Annotated in this window: 16 protein-coding genes; 1 reads left to right on the top strand and 15 read right to left on the bottom strand. The window is 62.1% G+C overall.

What is annotated here, in order from left to right:
• Positions 1-4 precede the first annotated feature (4 nt).
• The 4 genes from sdhA to ACFOW7_RS03890 all read right to left on the bottom strand — a co-directional run bounded on the left by sdhA (position 5) and on the right by ACFOW7_RS03890 (position 3395).
• Positions 5-1792, bottom strand: coding sequence for a succinate dehydrogenase flavoprotein subunit (gene sdhA, locus ACFOW7_RS03875; RefSeq protein ID WP_378161228.1), 1788 nt, complete (start codon positions 1790-1792; stop codon positions 5-7).
• Positions 1792-2139, bottom strand: coding sequence for a succinate dehydrogenase, hydrophobic membrane anchor protein (sdhD, locus tag ACFOW7_RS03880; RefSeq protein WP_378161230.1), 348 nt, complete (start codon positions 2137-2139; stop codon positions 1792-1794). The genes sdhA and sdhD overlap by 1 nt, the downstream gene beginning before the upstream one ends.
• On the bottom strand, positions 2133-2507 hold the full coding sequence (gene sdhC / locus ACFOW7_RS03885; protein ID WP_378161232.1) for a succinate dehydrogenase, cytochrome b556 subunit: 375 nt from the start codon (positions 2505-2507) through the stop codon (positions 2133-2135). The genes sdhD and sdhC overlap by 7 nt, the downstream gene beginning before the upstream one ends.
• A gap of 156 nt (positions 2508-2663) precedes the next feature.
• Positions 2664-3395, bottom strand: a complete 732-nt coding sequence (locus tag ACFOW7_RS03890) for a GntR family transcriptional regulator (RefSeq protein ID WP_378161234.1) — start codon at positions 3393-3395, stop codon at positions 2664-2666.
• A gap of 245 nt (positions 3396-3640) precedes the next feature.
• Here ACFOW7_RS03890 and ACFOW7_RS03895 point away from each other — a divergent pair, with 245 nt between their 5' ends.
• Positions 3641-4627 (top strand): malate dehydrogenase, encoded by a 987-nt coding sequence (locus ACFOW7_RS03895; protein WP_378161236.1) that lies wholly within the window; start codon positions 3641-3643, stop codon positions 4625-4627.
• 111 nt (positions 4628-4738) lie between these two features.
• On the opposite strand, the gene ACFOW7_RS03900 is transcribed toward ACFOW7_RS03895, so the two are convergent.
• The 11 genes from ACFOW7_RS03900 to ribBA form a co-directional block, all read right to left on the bottom strand.
• Positions 4739-4999 carry a hypothetical protein gene (locus ACFOW7_RS03900; RefSeq protein ID WP_378161238.1) on the bottom strand — a complete coding sequence of 87 codons (261 nt, stop codon included), beginning with the start codon at positions 4997-4999 and terminating at the stop codon, positions 4739-4741.
• Positions 5000-5312: 313 nt separating this feature from the next.
• Positions 5313-6260 (bottom strand): hypothetical protein, encoded by a 948-nt coding sequence (locus ACFOW7_RS03905; RefSeq protein WP_378161241.1) that lies wholly within the window; start codon positions 6258-6260, stop codon positions 5313-5315.
• Between the two features lie 457 nt (positions 6261-6717).
• Complete coding sequence (locus ACFOW7_RS03910; protein ID WP_378161243.1) at positions 6718-8262, bottom strand: glycosyl hydrolase family 18 protein; 1545 nt, start codon at positions 8260-8262, stop codon at positions 6718-6720.
• A gap of 464 nt (positions 8263-8726) precedes the next feature.
• Positions 8727-9215: a phosphatidylglycerophosphatase A family protein gene (locus ACFOW7_RS03915; RefSeq protein ID WP_378161245.1), complete on the bottom strand. Its 489-nt coding sequence runs from the start codon at positions 9213-9215 to the stop codon at positions 8727-8729.
• Between the two features lie 54 nt (positions 9216-9269).
• Complete coding sequence (locus tag ACFOW7_RS03920) at positions 9270-10418, bottom strand: YbdK family carboxylate-amine ligase (protein ID WP_378161247.1); 1149 nt, start codon at positions 10416-10418, stop codon at positions 9270-9272.
• A 581-nt stretch (positions 10419-10999) separates the two neighbouring features.
• Positions 11000-11965 carry a thiamine-phosphate kinase gene (gene thiL, locus ACFOW7_RS03925; RefSeq protein WP_378161250.1) on the bottom strand — a complete coding sequence of 322 codons (966 nt, stop codon included), beginning with the start codon at positions 11963-11965 and terminating at the stop codon, positions 11000-11002.
• Between the two features lie 6 nt (positions 11966-11971).
• Positions 11972-12454, bottom strand: a complete 483-nt coding sequence (gene nusB / locus ACFOW7_RS03930) for a transcription antitermination factor NusB (RefSeq protein ID WP_378161252.1) — start codon at positions 12452-12454, stop codon at positions 11972-11974.
• An 80-nt stretch (positions 12455-12534) separates the two neighbouring features.
• Positions 12535-13014: a 6,7-dimethyl-8-ribityllumazine synthase gene (ribH, locus tag ACFOW7_RS03935; RefSeq protein WP_378161254.1), complete on the bottom strand. Its 480-nt coding sequence runs from the start codon at positions 13012-13014 to the stop codon at positions 12535-12537.
• 9 nt (positions 13015-13023) lie between these two features.
• Complete coding sequence (locus ACFOW7_RS03940) at positions 13024-13410, bottom strand: type II toxin-antitoxin system death-on-curing family toxin (protein WP_378161257.1); 387 nt, start codon at positions 13408-13410, stop codon at positions 13024-13026.
• A gap of 4 nt (positions 13411-13414) precedes the next feature.
• Positions 13415-13642 carry an AbrB/MazE/SpoVT family DNA-binding domain-containing protein gene (locus tag ACFOW7_RS03945; RefSeq protein ID WP_378161259.1) on the bottom strand — a complete coding sequence of 76 codons (228 nt, stop codon included), beginning with the start codon at positions 13640-13642 and terminating at the stop codon, positions 13415-13417.
• Between the two features lie 72 nt (positions 13643-13714).
• A complete protein-coding gene (gene ribBA, locus ACFOW7_RS03950; RefSeq protein ID WP_378161261.1) occupies positions 13715-14809 on the bottom strand; it encodes a bifunctional 3,4-dihydroxy-2-butanone-4-phosphate synthase/GTP cyclohydrolase II in 1095 nt (364 codons plus the stop codon).
• Positions 14810-14821: the final 12 nt, after the last annotated feature.

Consider the following 14821-nt stretch of genomic DNA (forward strand, 5'->3'; position numbering starts at 1 on the left):
CCCCTCAGTAGGAACGCGCCTTCAGGGCGATGGGGTCTACCGTCAGCGGCTGCATATTGACCGGCTTGTAGTCGAGCCGGTTGCCGTCGCGGTACCACAAGGTATGTTTGAGCCAGTTCTCGTCGTCACGGCCGTTCGGATGCGCGGGCGTGTCGGGCGCGTCGTCGCGCACATGGGCGCCGCGCGATTCGGTGCGGGCCTCGGCCGAGATCATGGTGGCCTTGGCCACTTCGATCAGGTTTTCCAGCTCCAGCGCTTCGATGCGGGCGGTGTTGAACACCTTGGACTTGTCCTTGATCTCGGTGCTGCGCACCATCTTCTCGACTTCGAGAATCTTTTCCACGCCCTGCTTGAGCAGGTCCTTGAAACGGAACACGCCACAGTGGGCCTGCATGGTGCGCTGCATGGCGAGACGGGCTTCGTTGACGTCGACGCCGTTCTTCTGGTTGTCGAGTCGGGCCACCCGGGCCAGGGCGCGGTCGATTTCCGACTGCGGCACGGGCGGCAGGCCGTCGCCTTCGCGGCGGATATAGTCGATCACCGAATCACCGGCGCTCTTGCCGAACACCAGCAGATCGAGCAGCGAGTTGGTGCCGAGGCGGTTGGCGCCATGTACCGAGGCACAGGCGACTTCGCCGGCGGCGTAGAAGCCCGGGACCACCCGGTCGCTGCCGTCGATGCGTTCGACCACTTCACCGCGGTAGTTGGTGGGGATGCCACCCATCTGGTAATGGCAGGTCGGCACCACCGGAATCGGCGCCTTGATCGGGTCGACGCCGGCAAACTTGATCGAGATTTCGCGGATGCCCGGCAGTTTCGACTTGATCAGTTCGGGGTCGAGGTGGGTGATGTCGAGCAGCACATGGTCCTTGCCCGGACCGCAGCCGCGACCTTCGTTGATTTCCGTGACCATGGCACGCGATACCACATCGCGCGAAGCCAGGTCCTTGGCAACCGGAGCGTAACGCTCCATGAAACGCTCGCCGGCGGCGTTGCGCAGAATACCGCCTTCGCCGCGCACGCCCTCGGTGATCAGCACCCCGGCGCCTGCCACACCGGTCGGGTGGAACTGCCAGAATTCCATGTCTTCGAGCGGAATGCCGGCACGGGCAGCCATGCCGAGACCGTCGCCGGTATTGATAAAGGCATTGGTCGAGGAATAGAAGATCCGACCGGCGCCGCCGGTGGCGAACAGCGTGGCCTTGGCCTGGAATACCACGACCTGGGCGGTTTCCATTTCCATCGCCACCACGCCGAGCACGCGGCCGTCTTCGGCACGGATCAGATCCAGCGCCATCCATTCGACGAAGAACTGGGTATTGGCCCGCACATTACGCTGGTAGAGCGCGTGCAGCATGGCATGCCCGGTACGGTCGGCAGCGGCGCAGGCGCGACGGACCGGCTTTTCGCCGAAGTTCGACATATGACCGCCGAACGGGCGCTGATAGATGGTGCCGTCGGCATTGCGGTCGAACGGCATGCCGAAGTGTTCGAGTTCGATCACCGCATCCGGTGCGGCGCGGCACATGAATTCGATGGCGTCCTGGTCGCCGAGCCAGTCGGAACCTTTGACGGTATCGTACATATGCCAGTGCCAATGATCGGGCTCGGAATTGCCGAGCGAGGCCGACACCCCACCCTGGGCCGCCACCGTATGCGAACGGGTCGGGAACACCTTGGAGAGCACGGCCGTCTTGAGGCCGGCTTCGGACAATTGCAGGGCGGCGCGCAGACCGGCGCCACCGGCGCCCACCACCACTGCATCAAAATGACGTTTAGCGATCGTCGCCATTACACACCCCACACCACTTTAACCGCGTATACGAAACTGCCGACCAGCCACAGAATGGTCAGGACATGGAGAGTCAGACGCAGACCGACGGGCTTGACATAGTCCATCCAGATATCGCGCACCCCGACCCAGGCGTGCAGCAGCAGCGCCAGCACCGTTACCGAGCTGAACACCCGGACCCAGGTCTGCGACAGCAGCGACTTCCAGCCTTCGTAGCTGGCGTCGGCGGCAAGGAACAGGAAGGCCAGCAGGCCCAGCGTATAGACCAGCATCACCACGGCGGTGATGCGTTGCAGCAGCCAGTCGCGCAAGCCGTAATGCGCGCCGATCACATGGCGATTTACCACAGGACACCTCCGATAACGAGCGTGAGCGCAATGCTGACGACCAGAACGGCCATCGCAGTCTTGCGGGCGGTCGGAAGATCGAGGCCCTTGTGCACGTCGAGGAACAGGAAACGCAGGCCGGCACAGGCATGGTGCAGATAGGCCCACAGCAGGGCGATCAGGCCGAGCTTGACGATGGGATGGGAGATAAAGCCACGGAACGCTTCGAATTGGGCTTCAGAGCTGAGCGACCCTTGCATCAGCCAGAGGACGACAGGGATGGCCAAGAACAGCAGTGCGCCGCTGATGCGGTGCAAGATCGAGACAAAACCCGGCAAGGGTAGCCTGATCTTGGGCAGGTCTAGATGCTTGGGGCGTGTTTTCTCCATGACTCTTTCCTTTTTAATAAACCACGCGACAAGACGGACAGCCCCGCCAGTTCGAACAAGACGGGGCAACCAAGCAATCGTTGCCGCAAAGCCTTGCGATTCTAGCAGAGTCTCCCTGCCGCATCCGGCGCCCCACCCCGATTTTGGGACGAACGCTCAAGGACGATAGCCGTACAGGTCGGTGCGGCACCATACGGTGGTCCACTCGACCGGACGGCCATCCATCCCGCTAGCGGTGCGAAGCACTTCAAGCAGCGGGGCGTCGAGACCGACACCCAGCAGCCGTGCCTCCTCCCGCCCGGCCAGACCCGCCCGATACAGCGGCGAATCGGACACCACCCGCAAACCGAACTGGCGTAACCAGATTCGGCGCAGATTGCAGTCGGCCTGCTTGATCCGCCGGGCATCGAGCCCGTCGAATCGTTCACTTGAGACACAACTATCGATAAGGGCGAACGGTTCGCCGGCCACCCGTGCAAGCCGCCTGACCACGGTGATGGCTGCACCGCGTCGCAGCCCCAGGGCGGCAGCGGCGGTATCGCCGGCATGGCCACGGCTGCAACTGAGCAGTTCGAGATCGGCGTCGAGCGGATGGCCGATGCCCGGCAATTCCGCCCTGCCCCAACCGTCGTCGGCCTCGGCCACGAAAGTGCCAAGTCCTTGACGGCGGCGTAGCACGCCTTCGGCTTCGAGCAGGTCCAGGCCTTTACGCACCGTGCCCTGGCTGACTCGGAAACGGTCAGCCAGTTCGAACTCGCTCGGCAGCATGTCGCCGGCATGCCATTCACCGGCTTCGATGCTGGTCACGATCTGATCGCGGACTTGTACGTACAGCGGCTGCCGACTCGGCAATTCTTCGCCGGTGCGCTGCGAATGGACGCTTGCCATAACTGTGCTGGGGATAGGGTTTTGCGTTTATACCCTTATCATGCACGGCTGTCTACCGCAGTCTTATATAAGACATAAGATTTCGTGCCGATCAGGCCGATGGCCGCGCTGGCGCGTGATGAATTCGGCCAAGGCCGGTGTTACACTGCGCGTCGTTGCACTGCCGCAAAGACGCTGCCTGGCCTAGCCGGGCGCCATGCACCAGACGGCGGGAACCGCCGCCCTAGTCCCACAGGAGTCCCATGATGAAAAAACCCGTTCGCGTTGCCGTGACCGGCGCCGCCGGCCAGATTGGTTACAGCCTTTTGTTCCGTATCGCCTCGGGCGAAATGCTGGGCAAGGACCAGCCGGTCATTCTGCAACTGGTCGAAGTGCCGTTCGAGAAGCCGCAACAGGCCCTCAAGGGCGTGATGATGGAATTGGAAGACTGCGCCTTCCCGCTGCTCGCCGGCATGGAAGGTTTCGACAACCCGCAGGCCGGTTTCAAGGATGCCGACATTGCCCTGCTGGTTGGCGCCCGTCCGCGCGGCCCGGGCATGGAGCGCAAGGACCTGCTGCTCGAAAACGCCAAGATCTTCACCGAACAGGGCAAGGCCCTGAACGACGTCGCCAGCCGTGATGTCAAGGTGCTGGTGGTCGGCAACCCGGCCAACACCAATGCCTATATCGCGATGAAGTCGGCGCCGGATCTGCCGGCCAAGAATTTCACCGCCATGCTGCGCCTCGATCACAACCGCGCCCTGTCGCAACTGGCTGCCAAGTCCGGCAAGCCGGTCGCCGATATCGAAAAGCTGGTGGTGTGGGGCAACCACAGCCCGACCATGTACCCCGACTACCGCTTCGCCACTGTCGGCGGCGCTTCGCTCAAGGACCTGATCGGTGACGAAGCCTGGAACCGCGACACCTTCATTCCGAAGGTCGGCAAGCGCGGCGCCGCGATTATCGAGGCACGTGGCCTGTCCTCGGCTGCTTCGGCTGCCAATGCCGCCATCGACCATATCCGTGACTGGGTGCTGGGCAGCAATGGCAAGTGGGTGACGATGGGTATTCCGTCCGACGGTTCCTACGGCATTCCCGAAGGCGTGATCTACGGCTTCCCGGTGGTTACCCAGAACGGCGAATACAGCATGGTCCGCGATCTGCCGATCGACGAGTACAGCCGCACCATGATGGACAAGACCCTGGCCGAACTCGAGGAAGAGCGCGCCGGCGTCGCCCATCTGCTGGGCTAAACGGCAAAAGCCCGTCACTTGGACGGGCTTTCTGTCAGGCAATAGAAAACGGCACCCGAGGGTGCCGTTTTTCATTGTTGGTGGCCGGTGATCAGGCGGCCACCACAAGAATTATTTAGCGGTGTTTTCCACCAGCTTGGTCCAGCCGGTATCGGCCTTGGCCACGCTGCAACCGCCGCTGGTCTTGATCCAGCCGAACGGCACATCGCAGGGGGTCGGGAACTCGCGGCACTCGCCGGTCAGCGGGTTGTAGGCGGGAGTGATCACCTGGATGCAGGCGGGCTTGGTGGGCTTGAGGTTGATCGCGGGAGCAGCGTGGGCAACACCAACGATCATCAGAGCGGCAGCAGCCAGTTTCAGAGTCAGCTTCATTTAATGTTCCTCCGGAGAGTTTTTGATTTACAAGTCACTGCACTTGGGTGTTTTTTGGCTTTAAAGCCGAGGCGAATAATAATTAAAATAAACAGACAAAGCAACACAAGAAACAATGCGAATAGTGCTTATATACTAAAAAATATATTTCATAAATTTGAAAGATTTATATTTAGTAAACATCAAAAACAGGTCGATTGGAAACAAAAAGGCATAAACGCCCCACCCCCTTCATCCACTGTCTCTCCAAAAGAAAATATCCTGCAAGTCACTTGCAGGATATTTCGTATTCCAGCCACTTCTTGCGGACTATTCAGTTCGGTCGCATCGCTGTAATCAAACCGATATGGGTCAGGCGGGAAGTCAGCGCCGTATCGGCCCGCTCCAGCGCCAGCGCGACCCGTTGCGCTGGTGAGGAATCGGCGAGCCGCAGGCCGAATTCGAACTCGGCCTCTCCCAGGCAGTAGCGGTGGCTATCGAGACCGAGCTGATACTGCGCCGCCCGCTCCAGCATCAGCGCCGCCACCGGCAGCTCGCGGCAGCGGGTCAGGCCGTCGGCGACAAAGCGGGCCAGGGTGGGCCAGTCCTGTGGATGGTGCAGCAGATGGGCACGCAGGATATTGGCGCATACGGCCAGATGGCGGGTCTGGGCACGGTCGGCGCTGCCGAGCAGATCGGCGGAGACCGGGTCGAAGCTGTGCCAGGTCGATTCGCCGAAACCGTCGAGCGGCGACAGCACCGCATCGAACAGCAACGCCACCATCGCTACGCCGCCCAGATAGTCGAGCCGGCCTTCGAGTATCTCGCGGCTCCAGATATCGAGCGGAAACAGCACCTGGTTGCGATCGTTTCCGGCTGCTTCCGACTGAAGCGTGGTCAGCTCATCGACCGGCCCGGCCAGATCGATCAGCCGTTGGCGGAAACCGGCGGCATGGCGGGTCTCATCGACCAGATAGGTGACGAAATATTCGCGCTCTTCGGTATTGGGGGCGAGCGCCGCCAGATGGCACAGGCTATGGGCTGCCAGATCCTTGGCATAGGCCCGGAACGATAATTCACGCACCAAGGCCCGGCGCAGCGGGCCATCCTCGCGCAACCACGGTGGCACCGGTTGACCACAGCGAAAACGTGCTGCCTGGACCGGGGCGAATTGGCGCATCCATTGTTCGACCCCGCAATCGCCCGGATGCAGCGTCATGACGCTGGTGGCTTCGTGCAGCACCGGGGGAGCATCGCTATCGGACGGCGTTTCGAGTTTCATCGGACAAGCTCCTCGCAAGGAATGCCATAACGAACGCAGCCGGATCGAGCCGGCGCGGCGAAACGGAAAATAACCGTGGCAGATTGCAGCAATATGCCGGACAGCCTGCTTTTTATAGACGCAAATAATCGTTTCGCCGAATCAGGCGAAATCGCATCGGGTTTTTATCGGGAAAAACAACGGAATGGTACTGCGGCGCGTCTCCTCGCCTCCGGTGCCGGCACTACATGGCGCTGGCTATCCGGACCCTGCCGTTTTGTCTTTTTGTGCAGCGGCGATCATACAATGCCGCCAGTTTAGGCCGCAACCGCGTCAGTCGGACGGCATATAGAAGGGTGAGTGGATTCATCCAGTTCAAGTGTCCGGTCTTCTGGATCAGCCCGATAAATCTCCGCGCCTTTCTTTCCCCTGCCGCAAAAAACCGCCGCCTGTGGTCCAGGCGGCGGTAAACAGGCGCTTAGGGATTTCTGACCTTCCACATCTCGCTCAGCAAGCTCCCGCTGCCATCGTCGCCGTCGAGCGACCAGCCAAACAGGCCACCGAGCCGCTGCTCCCGCACATAGCCGGCCTTGCGGGCAATCACGCTGGGGTCGTCATAGCTCCAGAAGTTGTTGCCGTCGTAGAACCAGAGTTGCGCGGTGACGGGATGGTAGTAGCGATTGCCGGTCTTGCCGCGCAGCACCTTGTAGTCGTCATAGCCATCTTCCCAGCTTCCCTTGGCCGGACCCGTTGCCGGCTGATACAGCCCGTCCCCGGCCGGCCCGGCCGTCACCCCCTGCCAACCCCGCCCGTAGAACGGAATGCCGACATTGAGCTTATCGCGCGGCACGCCTGCCTCGACCAGGGTACGCAGGGCATCGTCAACGGTGTAGTAGACGGCATCGCCCGTCACCGGCGCCTGCGGGTCGCGGAACAGATTGGAATGGAAATTGGTCGGCCCCATCGCTTCCCAGCCGCCATGGAAGTCGTAGCTCATCACGTTGATCCAGTCGAGATACTGGCTATAGAGCGCAGGCTCGGTATTACGGATCTTGTCGCCGCCGGAGCCGATCGCCACCGTCAGGTAGTAACGCCGCTGGTGCTGCCGGCCAATCTCGTCGAGCTGACGGCGAAATTCGGCCAGCAACAGGGTGAAGTTGCGCTTATCGGCTGGGTCGACCGAATTGCTCGGCAGACCGCCCCCGCCGGGATATTCCCAATCGATGTCGATCCCATCGAATACGCCCTTGGCAGCCCCCAGGCCACCTGCCCCCTCGGCGCGCGGCAGATTGCCCTGGATATACAGATCGATGCAGGACCGCGCCATCTCACGGCGACCGGCCTCGGTCGCCGCGAACCTGCCGAAGTTGCGCGACCAGGTCCAGCCGCCCAGCGAGATCAGCACCTTGAGATTGCGATTCTTGAACTTGAGCTTGCGCAATTGGTTGAAATTGCCGCGCAGCGCGTCATTCCAGCTATCGCCCACACTATCGACCGATTCGCCGGCAGCAAAGGAGCGCTGGTAGTCGGCCCAGCCATCCCCGCCATCGCCGTTGCCGTTCTCGGCCCGGGTGACGATGCCGCAGCGGCCGTCTGCATAGACATTGCCAAAAGCGTAGTTGAGAAAGGTCAGCCGTTGATGGCCGCCACTATCGACCAGATTGCGCAGCTTGTAATTGCGTCCGTAGATACCCCATTGGGTGAAATAGGCGCCGACATGGCGGCCTACCGTCGGGGTCGGCTCGGGTGGCAGGGTCGGGTCGGGCGTGCCGCCGCCGTCATCGCCGCTGCATTCGCCCTCAGGGCGCTGTTCCCACGGCCCCCAGGCCGATGCGCCCGGACGTTCGTTCTGGGTCCACCATTTGGCGCGCCAGGTCTTGCCGTCGGCCAGCGCATAGCTGCCCTGGGTGTAGACCTGACCGCTTTTCCATTCACTACAGACAGGCGCAGCCCAGACGGTGCCGGCCAGCGCCAGTCCCAGCCAGGGCAAAGTCCGGACAAACAGATGGGTAAAACGATGCATGACGTCCTCCTTCAAAGCCACGGCCAAGGCCGTGTCCGCCCAAGCTGTCAGTCGCTTTGCGGGCGGAAATCGATCAGTTGGTGGAATGGATGCCGCCTCGTCTGGCCGTAGGATGGGTCGATTGGACAGACATGCAGCAATCCAATCTAGTACCAGTTTCGATACCAGTCAAAGCCGAATTTTGCCTGTGGGCGGCAAATGGCTAGGTCTGCAATATGGCCCAGGAGAACGTGAGGAAGAAAACTGAAAATTCAGGAAAAACGACTGCAAGTTGCTGATGGAGTTTAAATGAAAAAATCAAATTACCAGCAAGTGACCTGTGGGGAGGTGGATTCGATGGACCCGCCCCGGCAAGACAAGACCAGTGGTGCTGTCGCGGCTACTCAGTGTCCTGCTCCTGTTGAACGATCCCGGCCAGCCCGAAAAGCGCGACCTTCGACTCCACCACCACCGGCAAACCGACCTCAAAAAGCCGTATAGCCCCACCAGGCGAGGAAAGGCACAGCAAACAGCGCGGCGACAGCATCATCGACCATCACGCCAAGGCCGCCCTTGAGATGGCGGTCGAACCAGCGGATCGGCCATGGTTTCCAGATATCGAACAGCCGGAACAGCCCCAAGGCCACCAGCATGCCGCGCCAGTCCTGCGGCGCCAGCGCCAGCAGCGGCAGCATGGCCACGATCTCGTCGATCACGATGGCGCCGTGGTCGCTGACGCCCAGTGCCCGGCCGGTCCGCTCACAAGCCCAGATGCCGAGGAAGAAGGCGGGAATGGCCAGCAGTGCAATCCATAGTGGTGGCATCAACAGCGCCAACCCCAAGTAGAGCGGCACGGCCGCCAGCGAACCGAACGTGCCGGGCGCCCAAGGCGCCAGCCCACTGCCGAAACCCAAGGCGATGAAATGGGCCGGATGGGCCAGCAGAAAACGGAATGTGGGCTGCAACGCAGGCATCGGCATTACTCGGTGGAGCCGCCCGACGACCCTCGTCGGGCGAAGCGGCGCGGATTATACGTCAAGCTCAGCCCGCAGCATCTCCACCTGCCAGGCCACCAACAGCATCCAGTCATTACTTTCGGCATAGACCCGGCGCAATTGCTCGGCATCGGTATCGCGCTGGTCGACCCGCTCGCGCAAGGCGTCGAACTGGGCGGTGCTGCCCAGCACCTCGGCATACGGCTGCAGTCGCTCAAGCAGATCGCTCAGTGCATCGCCGATATTTTCGCGCCGGGCATTCATTGGGTCGACGATATCGGCCTCCATCCCGAACCGGGCGGCCTGGAAGCGGTTATAGGCGTAGACGCGATACAGCGAGGTCATATCGAGCGGCGGCCGTTCATCGAGCAACCAAGCAACCAGTGCCTGGAGGAAGGCCGTGGTCGTCACGGCGCTGGAGATACGCAGCGGTGTATCGCAGATCCGTACTTCGACCGTGCCAAATTCGGGCTTGGGCCGGACATCCCAATAGAAATCCTTCATCGTCTCGACGATGCCGAGCCGACTCATATCGTGGAAATACGCCTCGAAACCGGCCCAATCGGCCACTTCAGGCATATGGCCGGCAAAGGGGAAGGCGGCGACATTGTTCATCCGCGCGCTGGCAAAACCGGTATCGACGCCTTGATAGAACGGCGACGAGGCCGTCAGCACGATCAGGAAGGGCACGAAGCGGCCAAGCTGGTGGATCAGATAGACGGCCGTATCGCCGTCGGGACAACCGATATGGATATGCTGACCAAACACGGTAAAGCGCTTAGCTAGATAACCGTATAGATCAGATAACATCCGGTAACGATTACCGGGAAAAATCAATCTTTCCTGCCAACGTTGGAAGGGATGGGCACCCCCGCCGGCCAGATCGATGCCAAGCGAGTTGGCCGATTCGACCAGATGGCGGCCGATCAAGCGCAGCTCTTCGGCCAAGGTGTCGATACGCTGATGGACTGAGCTGTTCAGCTCGATCATGCTCTGGGTGATTTCGGGCACGATCTGGTTGTGGTAAGGGCCGGCAGCGGTCAAATCCAACAGCGACTGGGCACGCGGTGCCAGATCACGGTCATTGCGGTTGACCAGCATCAGTTCAAGTTCAACCCCCAGCGTCAGCGGGGCCGAATGCCGGAACGGAAAGGCAAACAAAGGGGAAACATGGCTCGTCATGGGCGTCTCCGGGAGATCACCACGTCCGCGATGGGACGCGCTCTCAGGTTAGACACGGCAGCGGCTGTCACGATCACTCACAGCTCACCGCCACGGCGAAACCGACCCATGGTAGCCCATATTCCCCAACCGTTTAAGTCTTATTCAATCGATCCTGAAATAACAATAGCGCTATCTCACTGTCCCTCCTCGCCTCTCTCCCACCTTCCGACTCAGCAACCACCCTATCGAGGGCATCCAGGCCAGATGCCCAACCCATCCGGAGTCAATGTGCCCGACCCTGAAAGCACAAGCGTGCAACGAGCTACCAGCGTTAGCTGGCGACACCGGTTGAAATGGAAATACTCTGACGGCAAAGCGGTACAACGCTGTCCGGACAAGATAGGGGAATGGACACGATGGCAGCTTGCGAGCATCGGTCTGTACTGCTTGGCGAGCCTGGTTGCTACCTGGACGCCAGGTTGAAGACCGATGTGGAGCAATTGGGAGGGTGGAGGACAGATGGGAGAGGCGGGAGAGGAAAATATTTATATATTTATTTACCCCGCCATAAGTCTTGCAGACGCTTTTCCTTATTTTTTCTATTTGCCTGCAAAATGATCAAATCCGAGCCGTTCTACCTGTTGTGGGCGACCCGCGTCATCCAATAGCCGTACCCCCTGCCCTGCTTCGATCTGGCCGATCCGCGTCAACGGCAGGCCAAGTTTCTCGCCGATCCGCTCGATCGTCGCACGCTGCTGCGGCGCAGCGGTGAAGCAGAGTTCGTAGTCATCCCCGCCGCCCAGTGCGGCACGCCAGGCTGCGGCGGAGTTGGCCAGCGCGGGGGGCAGCGGCAACGAGGGAAGAAGATCGGTATGAAGATGCACCGCCACGCCTGAACAAGCAGCCAGATGGCCGGCATCGGCCAGCAGACCGTCGGAGATGTCGATGGCGGCATGCGCCAGGCCAGCGAGAGCCAGACCCAGCTCGACCCGGGGTTCAGGCCGATCAAGCCGGTTGGCGCAATAGGCCAGATCATCCGGCGCCAGCGTCAGGCGGCCGTAGCGCGCTTCGACGGCCAGTGCAGCGGCGCCGGTCGGGCCAGATAGCCAGACATCGTCGCCGATCCGGGCACCAGCGCGGCGCAATGCTTGCCCTGGCGCCACCTCCCCCAGTATCTGCACCGAAAAGGCCAAGGGGCCGCCGGTGGTATCGCCACCGATCAACTCGACCTGATGGCGCTCGGCCAGCGCATAGAGGCCGGCCGCGAAGCCGGCGAGCCAGTCGGGCTCGGCGGCAGGCAGAGTCAGGCACAGGGTGAACCAGCGCGGCGTGGCGCCCATGGCGGCCATATCGGACAGATTGACCGCCAGCGCCTTCCACCCCAGCGCCTCGGGCGCGGTGCCGGCGAAGAAATGGTGGCCTTCGACTAGCGTATCGGCCGCCACGACAAGCGCCTGACCCGGCGTTGGCGCCACCAGCGCGGCATCGTCGCCGATGCCCAGCAGTGCCGACGGCGTGGCGCGGCTGAAATAGCGCCGGATCAGATCGAATTCGCCAAGCGCCATGGTGGCTCAGCGCTGGCGGGTCTGCCGGCCCGAGCCGACCTCGTCGGGGCGGACCAGCAGGGCAAATTTGTCGAGCACACCGTTGACGAATTTATGGCCGTCGGTGCCGCCGAAGGTCTTGGCAATCTCGATGGCCTCGTTGATCACCACGGCGTAGGGGGTTTCGGGCTTGTTGAGCAGCTCGAACGCGGCAACGAACAAGATGGCGCGCTCGACCGGGGAAATCTCGGCCTCGTCGCGGTCGAGGCAGGGAACCAACCGCTCCTTGAGCTGTTCGGCGTCACGCATCGCCCCGTAGAAGATCTCGCGGAACAGGCTCTCGTCGGCGCGGCTGAACAGGGTGCTGCTGTCGCGCAGATACTTGTCGATACTGCCGACCGAGTCGCCGGTCAACTGCCACTGATAGAGTCCCTGCACGGCAAATTCGCGGGCACGGCGACGGGCCGATTTGTGCGGACCTTTCTGGGTAGAGGCGGGAGTGGCATTCATGGCTCGGTTCCTTTCAAAAAGAGCAAGGCGCGGCGGAAACGCCGCGCCGATCGATGGGTAGAAAGTCGGAAAAGGCAGATTTAGCGCGGATGGCGCAACGCAGCGTTGAGCCGGGCCATCTCGACCGCCACGCGGGCAGCGTCGCGGCCTTTTTCCTGCATCCGGACCAGGGCCTGGTCATCGGTATCGGTGGTCAGGATGGCGTTGGCGATCGGCATATCGTGGTCCAGCCCGACCCGGGTGACCCCCGCGCCCGACTCATTGGCCACCAGCTCGAAATGATAGGTCTCGCCACGGATCACTGCGCCCAGCGCCACCAGCGCATCAAAGCGGCTCGATTTGGCCATGGTCTGCAGCAGCAGCGGGATTTCCAGGGCTCCGGGCGCCGTCACGATCAGCATGTCGGCATCGCGCACGCCGAGCGCCTTGAGCTGGTCGGTACAGGCCGCGAGCAGACCCTCGCAGACGTCGGAGTTGAACCGGCTCATCACAATGCCGATCTTGAGGCCGCTGCCGTCGAGATCAGGTTCGATTTCCGGAATATGCGCAAAACGGGGCATGGGACATCCTCAGCTTAGGGAAGCGGGCACACAGCAGCGACGCAAACGCTCGGCCAGCACCGGGCGATCCAGGGCACCGTGCGCCGCATCCATGGTCCAGGTGAACAGTTCGGTATTGCTTGGCGTCGCGACGACGCCATTGAGGGACAGCAAGGTCAGCATGCAATCGGCGGCAGTGCGCCGGTTGCCGTCGATGAAGGGGGCTTCGCGCAGCAGTGCCAGGGCCAGCTCGGCGGCCGCTTCGATCAGGTCGCCACACTGGCGCCAGACCAACTCGGCAGCATCGAGCGCCGCCCGCAGCCGTTCGCCGTCGCGCAGGCCATGGCGACCGCCGAACACGGACTGCTGTTCGTGCTGCACGGTCATCACGGCAAGCGGACTGAGAAAAACCGGCATCGCTTCAGGCATCGGCCAGTTGATGGAAAGCACTGCGGTAGCGCCGCAGCAGCTCGCGGTGGGCCGCGAGCACCTCATCGAGTTCGGGGGAAAGCGGGGTAAGCACCAGACGGCCGTTCTCCTGGGCGATTTCGAAGCGCTGGCCTTCCTGCAATTGCAGCGATTGGACCAGTTCGGCCGGAATCGTGGTGACGAAACTCGAACCGACTTTACGCAAGGAAACCTGGCTCATAGGGCGACGCGACCGGGCATATATACAAAGGTATATATGCTAATACAGCGCCGCCCGGCCGTCAAAAAACCGTCACGCCTCCGGCTCGACAAAGCCTGTCACTTCGAGGCCGAAACCGGCCATGCTGGGCATCTTGCGGGTCGGCGACAGCAGCTTCATCCGTCCGACGCCCAGCGACTTGAGCATCTGGGCGCCGATGCCGTAGGTGCGCATATCCCATTTGCGCGGCACATTGCGCTTGAGTTCGGGCAACGCCCGCGCCAGCAGCTCGTCGCCGCTTTCGCTGCGATGGAGCAGGATCATCACCCCGCGCCCTGCGGCATTGATGGCGTCGAGGCTGGCGTGCACGCTCCAGGAATGGCGCGTCTGGCCGCAATCGATCCAGTCCATCACCGACAGGGGCTCGTGGACACGCACCAGCACTTCATCCTCGGGACGAATCTCGCCCTTGACCAGGGCCAGATGCACCGCTCCGGCCGTGGCGTCGCGGAACACCACCAGTTCGAACTCGCCGCGCGGCGTCATCACCGGACGGCTGTCGACCCGCTCGATCAGCGACTCGGTGCGGCTGCGGTAGTGGATCAGGTCGGCGATGGTGCCCACCTTGAGATCATGCTGACGGGCAAACTCGACCAGCTCGGGCAGACGGGCCATGGTGCCGTCGTCGTTCATGATTTCGCAGATCACCGAAGCGGGCGAACAACCGGCCATCGCGGCCAGATCGCAGCCGGCTTCGGTATGACCGGCACGCACCAGCACGCCCCCCTCGCGGGCCATCAGCGGGAAGATATGGCCGGGCTGGACCAGATCGCCCGGCCGGGCATCACGCGCCACCGCCACCTTGACGGTATGGGCGCGGTCGTGGGCCGAGATGCCGGTGGTGACGCCTTCGGCCGCTTCGATCGATACGGTGAAGTTGGTGCCGTGCGGGGTGCCGTTATTGCTGACCATCAATGGCAGATTGAGTTGACGGCAACGCGCTTCGGTCAGGGTCAGACAGATCAGGCCCCGGCCGAAGCGGGCCATGAAGTTGATCGCCTCAGGGGTGACATGGTCGGCGGCAAGGACCAGATCGCCTTCGTTTTCGCGGTCTTCCTCGTCGATCAGGACGACCATCTTGCCGGCGGCGAGGTCGGCAACAATATCTTGAATCGGGGCAATGGGCATGGCAGATGACAT

The organism is Chitinimonas lacunae (assembly GCF_042650885.1).
In the GTDB taxonomy this organism is placed as follows: Bacteria; Pseudomonadota; Gammaproteobacteria; order Burkholderiales; family Chitinimonadaceae; genus Chitinimonas_A; species Chitinimonas_A lacunae.

Bases quoted from the DNA above. Each gene is read 5' to 3' on its own strand.
- sdhA (WP_378161228.1), bottom strand. From the start codon at position 1,792: ATGGCGACGATCGCTAAACGTCATTTTGATGCAGTGGTGGTGGGCGCC.
- sdhC (WP_378161232.1), bottom strand. From the start codon at position 2,507: ATGGAGAAAACACGCCCCAAGCATCTAGACCTGCCCAAGATCAGGCTA.
- ACFOW7_RS03890 (WP_378161234.1), bottom strand. From the start codon at position 3,395: ATGGCAAGCGTCCATTCGCAGCGCACCGGCGAAGAATTGCCGAGTCGG.
- ACFOW7_RS03895 (WP_378161236.1), top strand. From the start codon at position 3,641: ATGAAAAAACCCGTTCGCGTTGCCGTGACCGGCGCCGCCGGCCAGATT.
- ACFOW7_RS03900 (WP_378161238.1), bottom strand. From the start codon at position 4,999: ATGAAGCTGACTCTGAAACTGGCTGCTGCCGCTCTGATGATCGTTGGT.
- ACFOW7_RS03905 (WP_378161241.1), bottom strand. From the start codon at position 6,260: ATGAAACTCGAAACGCCGTCCGATAGCGATGCTCCCCCGGTGCTGCAC.
- ACFOW7_RS03910 (WP_378161243.1), bottom strand. From the start codon at position 8,262: ATGCATCGTTTTACCCATCTGTTTGTCCGGACTTTGCCCTGGCTGGGA.
- ACFOW7_RS03915 (WP_378161245.1), bottom strand. From the start codon at position 9,215: ATGCCTGCGTTGCAGCCCACATTCCGTTTTCTGCTGGCCCATCCGGCC.
- ACFOW7_RS03920 (WP_378161247.1), bottom strand. From the start codon at position 10,418: ATGACGAGCCATGTTTCCCCTTTGTTTGCCTTTCCGTTCCGGCATTCG.
- thiL (WP_378161250.1), bottom strand. From the start codon at position 11,965: ATGGCGCTTGGCGAATTCGATCTGATCCGGCGCTATTTCAGCCGCGCC.
- nusB (WP_378161252.1), bottom strand. From the start codon at position 12,454: ATGAATGCCACTCCCGCCTCTACCCAGAAAGGTCCGCACAAATCGGCC.
- ribH (WP_378161254.1), bottom strand. From the start codon at position 13,014: ATGCCCCGTTTTGCGCATATTCCGGAAATCGAACCTGATCTCGACGGC.
- ACFOW7_RS03940 (WP_378161257.1), bottom strand. From the start codon at position 13,410: ATGCCGGTTTTTCTCAGTCCGCTTGCCGTGATGACCGTGCAGCACGAA.
- ACFOW7_RS03945 (WP_378161259.1), bottom strand. From the start codon at position 13,642: ATGAGCCAGGTTTCCTTGCGTAAAGTCGGTTCGAGTTTCGTCACCACG.
- ribBA (WP_378161261.1), bottom strand. From the start codon at position 14,809: ATGCCCATTGCCCCGATTCAAGATATTGTTGCCGACCTCGCCGCCGGC.